At 44.5% G+C, this 1,712-nt stretch carries 3 protein-coding genes; 2 read left to right on the forward strand and 1 reads right to left on the reverse strand.

The genetic code is table 11. From position 1 onward, the window contains the following. Positions 1–36 precede the first annotated feature (36 nt). Complete coding sequence (locus BEB54_RS27970; protein WP_077166745.1) at positions 37–1,017, forward strand: plasmid segregation protein ParM; 981 nt, start codon at positions 37–39, stop codon at positions 1,015–1,017. Beyond that, positions 1,010–1,426 (forward strand): plasmid partitioning/stability family protein, encoded by a 417-nt coding sequence (locus BEB54_RS27975; protein ID WP_001278818.1) that lies wholly within the window; start codon positions 1,010–1,012, stop codon positions 1,424–1,426. The genes BEB54_RS27970 and BEB54_RS27975 overlap by 8 nt, the downstream gene beginning before the upstream one ends. A 1-nt stretch (position 1,427) precedes the next feature. On the opposite strand, the gene BEB54_RS27980 is transcribed toward BEB54_RS27975, so the two are convergent. Continuing rightward, the coding region (locus BEB54_RS27980; RefSeq protein WP_100760851.1) for a DUF4113 domain-containing protein at positions 1,428–1,712 on the reverse strand (285 nt) is incomplete at its 5' end.

The raw sequence follows: 1,712 nt of genomic DNA on the forward strand, positions 1-1,712 counted from the left end.
TTTTTTCTATTTGTTTATGAGCAACGGAGACTGGTTATGAAAATCTTTATTGATGATGGTTCTACCAACATTAAACTTGCCTGGTTGGAGGATGGTGACGTGAAAACGTTAATCAGCCCTAACAGCTTTAAACCGGAATGGTCTTTTAGTTTACTGGATGATGCTGCCCCGGCTAATTACGAGATCGACGGCGAGAAGTTTTCATTTGATCCATTAAGTGCTGATGCTGTCGTAACGACTGAAACACGCTATCAGTACAGTGATGTGAATGTTGTGGCCATTCAGCATGCGCTACAGCAGACCGGCCTGAAAGCGCAGCCTGTTGATGTCATCGTCACATTGCCGATCTCTGAATACCTTGACGCCAACAATCAGAAAAATAAGCAAAACATTGAAAGAAAGAAAAAAAATGTGATGCGTGAAGTACGGGTGCAGGGGTGTGATGCATTTGTTATTCGCAGTGTTGCCGTTCTTCCTGAAAGTATTCCCGCTGGTTTCAGTGTTCTTGCGGGGCTTGAGGATGATGAATCCCTTTTGATCGTAGATCTCGGTGGTACAACTCTTGATGTGTCGCATGTTCGTAGCAAAATGACAGGGATTACAAAAACCTGGTGTGATCCGAATATCGGCGTGTCCCTGATTACATCCGGGGTTAAGGAACAGATGGCTGTACATGCTAATACAAGAGTGAGCTCATTCCAGGCTGACAATATCATTGTGCACCGTAATGAACCTGACTACCTTTCCCGTCGCATTTATAATGCTGAACAGCGTGAGTCTATCATTAATGTTATCAATGAACGGCAGAAGTTGCTTATTAAACGAGTTAATGATGTCATCAGCCGTTTCACCGACTATACACATGTAATGTGTGTTGGTGGTGGGGCTGAAATTGTGGCCGAGGCTGTGAAGAACCTGACTAAGGTTCCTGATGAGCGCTTTTATCTGAGCTCATCCCCGCAGTTTGATTTAGTCATGGGAATGATAAAAATGAAAGGTGGTGTGACTAATGAGTGATGAAAATAAATCCAGACGCTGCTCATTTGAACTTTTCCCGGATGAACGGACAGGAGATAAGATAGCAGATGAGCTCATTGCAAATGAAAAACTGAAGGAGCGGGGACGTTTCATGCGCGCGATGTTAGTTACTGGTGCGGCGTTCGCAGCTATAGATAAACGTCTTCCTTTGCTGATATCGGAGTTACTGACAGAAAATACGACTCTGGATGATATTAATAAGGTGATTTCCAGCGTAATACCAGGTGCTTTTTCGGTTGAAAAGAAATTGCTTGAATTACTGGAAAAACAATCTGGTCTCCATACGTCTGTGGATTGCAGTACTCCTCTTACAGAGCAGAGTCTGTCGAGAAATGACGGTGAAGACCAGACCAGAAGAAACGCTGAAAATATGTTCGGAGATGACTGAACTAACCCAGCCTGGCCAGGGGAATATCTCGCCATTTAGTTGTATAACACTGACTCAACATTTCCCGGTTCATTTGCCATTCAGGGGCGGTTCCTCGCCCCGCAAACCACACTTTCCCTTTTCCCGACTGGTTCAGTTCATCGAGTGTTTTCATTAGCTTTTCACTGTTTTTACAGGGCTGGATTTCATCAAATAATCCCGGCTGCGCTATACCCGATGGTGTGAAATCAGCCAGCATGACTCCTGCCTTCATATAGCGGTACCCTTCACGCCAGACATGGTTTAA

It is taken from the genome of Escherichia sp. MOD1-EC6021 (genome assembly GCF_002965245.1).
Taxonomy (GTDB): Bacteria; Pseudomonadota; Gammaproteobacteria; order Enterobacterales; family Enterobacteriaceae; genus Escherichia; species Escherichia coli_F.

What these genes read in the sequence shown, in the direction of transcription:
- BEB54_RS27975 (WP_001278818.1), top strand. Translation starts at nt 1,010, where the DNA reads ATGAGTGATGAAAATAAATCCAGACGCTGCTCATTTGAACTTTTCCCG.
- BEB54_RS27970 (WP_077166745.1), top strand. Translation starts at nt 37, where the DNA reads ATGAAAATCTTTATTGATGATGGTTCTACCAACATTAAACTTGCCTGG.